Origin of the sequence: Streptomyces sp. BE20 (assembly GCF_036322525.1) — a bacterium.
Taxonomy (GTDB): Bacteria; Actinomycetota; Actinomycetes; order Streptomycetales; family Streptomycetaceae; genus Kitasatospora.
Map to the genome: position 1 here is coordinate 1 of NZ_JAQYWW010000965.1, position 4,603 is coordinate 4,603.

The 4,603-nt window shown below is 74.6% G+C and carries 4 protein-coding genes and 1 pseudogene; 2 read left to right on the forward strand and 3 right to left on the reverse strand.

What is annotated here, in order from left to right; all coding sequences use genetic code 11:
* Both PUR61_RS24800 and PUR61_RS24805 read left to right on the forward strand, forming a co-directional pair.
* Positions 1-382: ABC transporter permease (locus PUR61_RS24800; protein ID WP_329881592.1), on the forward strand; the 382-nt coding region annotated here is incomplete at its 5' end.
* Positions 383-806: 424 nt separating this feature from the next.
* Positions 807-2,012 carry a phosphotransferase gene (locus tag PUR61_RS24805; RefSeq protein WP_329881593.1) on the forward strand — a complete coding sequence of 402 codons (1,206 nt, stop codon included), beginning with the start codon at positions 807-809 and terminating at the stop codon, positions 2,010-2,012.
* 103 nt (positions 2,013-2,115) lie between these two features.
* Here PUR61_RS24805 and PUR61_RS24810 read toward each other — a convergent pair whose 3' ends face one another.
* The 3 genes and pseudogenes from PUR61_RS24810 to PUR61_RS24820 form a co-directional block, all read right to left on the reverse strand.
* Complete coding sequence (locus PUR61_RS24810; protein WP_329881594.1) at positions 2,116-3,303, reverse strand: SGNH/GDSL hydrolase family protein; 1,188 nt, start codon at positions 3,301-3,303, stop codon at positions 2,116-2,118.
* Positions 3,304-3,379: 76 nt separating this feature from the next.
* Positions 3,380-3,949, reverse strand: a complete 570-nt coding sequence (locus PUR61_RS24815; protein WP_329881595.1) for a TetR/AcrR family transcriptional regulator — start codon at positions 3,947-3,949, stop codon at positions 3,380-3,382.
* A gap of 430 nt (positions 3,950-4,379) precedes the next feature.
* Positions 4,380-4,603, reverse strand: a pseudogene (locus PUR61_RS24820) (UDP-glucose 4-epimerase GalE); the annotation flags it as partial.

Sequence of the window (4,603 nt, forward strand, 5' to 3'; positions counted from 1 at the left end):
CGGCTTCCGCTCCACGGACGCCACCGCCCTGGAGTGGCTGGCCGCGTTCGGACTGCTCGTGCTCTTCGCCCTGGCGTTCACCTGGATCGCCGTCGGCATGGGTCTGATCAGCCCGAACGCCGAGGCCGCCAGCAACAACGCGCTGCCGATGATCTTCCTCCCCCTCATCTCCAGCGCCTTCGTCCCGATCCACTCCATGCCCGGCTGGTTCCAGCCGATCGCCGAGTACCAGCCCTTCACGCCCGCCATCGAGACCCTGCGCGGACTGCTGCTCGGCAGCGAGATCGGCCACAACGGGTGGCTCGCCGTCGCCTGGTGCCTGGGCCTCGCGGCGCTCGGCTACCGCTGGTCGAAGGCGGTGTTCGACCGGGACCCGGCGTAGCCGGGGCGACCTGCGCGGCAGGTTCCCCGTGGCTCGCCCCGGCTCCGGGGCGGCGGACCCCGACACCCCGTCGGAGCCCGCCGCCCCGTCCGCGTGCTCGGCCGGTGATCGAGCCGTCCCGCGAACGGGCGCGGCCAGGCAGGCGCTAGGGGCGTCGTGTCGCGACAACCGCCGGGCTGGAGGGTGTTGTGAGTACTTCGGTGCCGTGAAGGGCGGGATGGGTGAGGTAGACCGTCCGGGCTTCTGCTCGTCCGGACCCGGCGAACCGGTCGGTCACAGCGCTAGGTTGTCCGCGTGACCGTGAAGGTGCGCTTCGGGGAACAGGAGCCGGTGATCGTCCGACCCGCCGCGTCCGCGAGCCGCGAGCCGAGGAAAGTCGACATGTCGGGCGCCCTGCCCGCCCCGTGACCCGCTGAGGAGACGTGTGGAACCGAACCGTCGTGTCCGCCCCGACTGGGACGGACTGGTCGCCGCCGCCCGCGACGTCCGCCGGCTGTACGACGAGACCAACCGGCGGACACTGGGCCGCACATGGGACCTGGCGGACTTCGCCCTCGGGTTCGTCGGCGACGTCGGGGACCTCGCCAAGCTCGTCATGGCGTACCAGGGCCACCGCGCCGACGTCCCGGCCGACCGGGAGCGGATCGCCCACGAGCTGTCCGACTGCCTGTTCTCCCTGCTGGTGATCGCCGAGGAGACCGGCATCGACCTCGGCGCCGGATTCGCCGACGACATGACCGCCCTCGCCGCCCGCATCGGCGGCGGTGGCGCCGCGGACAGCCCCGCCCCGGAGCTGAGGGAGTTCGCCGAGGCCGCCGTCGGACGCATCGCCGCGTGGACGGACGCCTCCTGGGCACGGGCGGGCAGCCGGGTGTGGCGGGTCCACGGCCGGGACGGCGGTGAGTGGTTCGTCAAGGTCCATCGTGAGAGCCCGCGCTTCCACGACCGTGAGGTGGCCGCCTACCGGACCTGGGTCCCCCTCCTGGGTGGGGCGGCGCCACGCCTGGTGGCCGTCGCCCCCGCGTTGCGGGCCGTCGTCGTCACCGCGGTGCCCGGCCGCTCCCTGCACGGGGCCGTGCACGGGCGTGAGGAGCAGCAGCGGGTCTTCCGCCGGATCGGGGAGCTCGCGGCGGCGATCCACGGGGCCGCGCCCGCCCGGCCCGGTGACGGGTCGCCGCGCGTCCTCGAACGACTGGAGCGGCACCTGGAAGGGGCCCGCGGCCACCTCGCTCCCGGCGACGAGGACCTCGCCCGCGCGGCCACCGCGAGGGCGGCCGAGCTCCCTCCCCTCGACGCGGTGCCGACCCACGGCGACCTCCAGTTCCGCAACCTCCTGTGGGAGCCGTCCGGGGACCTGTACGTGATCGACTTCGAGCGTGCCGAGCCGGGCCCGGCCGTCCGGGACTTCGTGCGGCTCGCCGACAGCTGGGCCGACCGCCCGGACCTCGCCGAGGCGCTCTTCGACGGCTACGGCCGGGACCTCACCGACACCGAGCAGGAGCACCTGGCCGTCCACTGCGTGCTGGACGCCGTCTCCGGGATCCAGTACGGCGCGGCGAACCACGATCCCGAACTCGTGGAACGCGGCCTGCGCACCCTCGCCCGGCTGCGCGCCACCCACCGGCCCTGACCGGCCCCGCCCCGCCCCCGCAGGGCCCGGCACGGCACGGGCCGTGTCGGAGCCGGCCGCGCCGGGCGTCCGACCCGCCGTCCGGTACCGTCCGGGCGGCGGGTCAGACGCGCGGGGCGGCGAAGATCCCGCCGGGGCCGAAGACCAGCCGGCCGAAGTTGTCCGCGATGCGGCGGTGGCCGGCGGCGTCGGGGTGGACCTCGTCGGGCAGCGGCAACTCGTCGTAGTCGGCCCGGCCGTAGAGGGTGCGGCCGTTCAGGTGGTGGAGGTGCGGGTCGTCCTCCGCACGCCGGGCGACGATGCGGGCCAGCTCCTCGCGGATGACCGTGAGGGTCAGGCGGCCGGCCGCGCGTTCGGCGGGGTCGCCCGTGGCCTTGAAGCGCAGGGTGCCGGTCGAGAAGTCCGGGGCCAGCGGGCCGGGGGTGTCTTCGTGGACCGGGCACAGGACGGGGGAGACGACCAGCAGCGGGGTGGTCGGGTGCCCCTCCCGGACGGTGTCGAGGAAGCCGTGGACGGCCGGGCCGAACGCGCGCAGCCGCATCGCGTCCGTGTTGACGATGTTGATGCCGATCTTGAGGCTGATCAGGTCGGCGGGGGTGTCACGGATCGCGCGGGCGGTGAACGGGTCCAGCAGGGCGCCGCCGCCGAAGCCGAGGTTGACCAGGTCGACGCCCCCCTCGGTAGCCGCCAGGGCGGTCCAGACGGAGGTGGGGCGGCCGGCGGTCGAGCCGTGGCTGATGGAGCTGCCGTGATGGACCCAGCGCCGGTGCCCGGTCGGCGGCGCGGGTTCGACCGGGGCGTCGGTGCGCAGGGCGATCAGCTCGGTGATCTCGTTGTGCGGCAACCAGATCTCGACGGTCTTGTCGCGGGCGGGAAGGCCGGTGAAGCGTGCTGTCCCGGGCGGGCCCTCGATCAGTTCGGCGGTGCCGGTGGCCAGGTCGGTCATCAGGGTGTGGCCCCCGGCGACGGTGGCCTGTGCGGTGAGCAGGCCGTCGACGACGAGGTCGTAGACGCCGTCGGGTGTGGCGGGCACGCCCGCGTAGGCGCGCTTGGTGGGCAGGGTGTCCAGCTCGACGGTGGTGGCCCTGGTACGGAAGGCCAGGCGCACGCCGGAGGGCTGGGCCTGTGCCGTCGCGAGCTGCTCGTCGGGGATCTGGAGGCGGGCCCGGGCGGGCAGCCGGTGCGGCAGCAGCCCGTGCGCCGTCCGTTCGAGGTCGAGGTGCCCGCGCAGCAGGTCGGAGGTGACGGGGGTGGTGGTCGGGGCGGCGGTCGGCGTGCTGTCGGTGCTCATGGTTCCTGGGGTTCCGGTTCGGTGCGGCGGGCCGGTGGGGTCGGGCGGGCCGGTGGGGTCGGTACGGCCGGGGTGCTCAGCGGGTCGTCAGGGTCCGGAGCAGGGTGTCGAGGGAGTCGATGATCCAGTCCCAGGACACCTGAGGATCGACGGCGGTGTGGCTGAAGCCGCCGGCGGCCTCCAGGCTGACGTAGCCGTGGAAGACGCTGCCCAGCATGCGGATCGCGTGGGTCTGGTCCGGCTCGTCCAGGTCGTAGCCGCGCAGGATCGCCCGGGTCATCCGGGCGTGCCGCACCCCGGCGCTGGCGGCGGCCGTCTGCGGGTCGAGCCTGAACCGTGCGGCGTCGTACCGCCCGGGGTGCTGCCGGGCGTAGTCGCGGTAGGCGTCGGCGAAGGCTGCCAGGGCGTCCTTGCCGGCGCGTCCGGCGACCGCGTCGGCGGCGCGGTCGGCGAGCTCCTCCAGGGCGAACAGAGCGATCCGGGTCTTGAGGTCGTGGGAGTTGCGGACGTGCGAGTACAGGCTCGCGACCTTGACGTCGAAGCGTCGGGCGAGCTCGGAGACGGTGACGTGCTCGAAGCCGACCTCGTCGGCCAGCTCCGCCCCGGCGAGGGTCAGTCGCTCGGCGGTCAGTCCCACCCGGGCCATGAGGTTCGCTCCGTTCGCCTTTGCCTCTCAGGCTGCTGCCTAAAGGCTTTAGGTTTTACCCTACACCTTCGCTGTGCCGCGCGGGTCGGGTCGTCGCCCGGAAGGGCGTGCGGGGCGGGTCCGTGGGAGGGGGCGGGAGGCTGGGCGAGGCAGGTCACTCTGCGTAGCGGAGGAGGCGATGTGCGCGACCGGGGTCGACGAGCTCGCACGGTACGGCTGTCGACTGATCCGGCTGCCGTCCCGTCGCGCCCGCGGGCGTCGGGCGGAGCCGCCGGTCGGGCGCGGAAGCCTCACCCCGGCGGCCTGACGGGCGGGTGCCGGATCCACGGCCGCGCGAGCCGCGCGAGTCCGCCCGCACGCCCGCACGCCTGCACGCCCTCACGCCTGCGCGCCCTCGCGTCGACGCGGCCGCGTCATGCCGGGCGGGCGTTCACCGGTGGCGCTCCAGGGTGAACTTCCAGGCGTCGGCGACGATGTCGTCCAGGTTCGGGCGGCGCGGGGTCCAGCCCAGCTCGCGGTGGGCACGCTCGGCGGAGGCCACCAGGACGGCCGGGTCGCCCGCGCGGCGGCCGGAGACCCGCACCGGGATCTCGCGGCCGGTCACGCGCTTGACCGACTCGATCACCTCGCGGACCGAGAAGCCGCTGCCGTTGC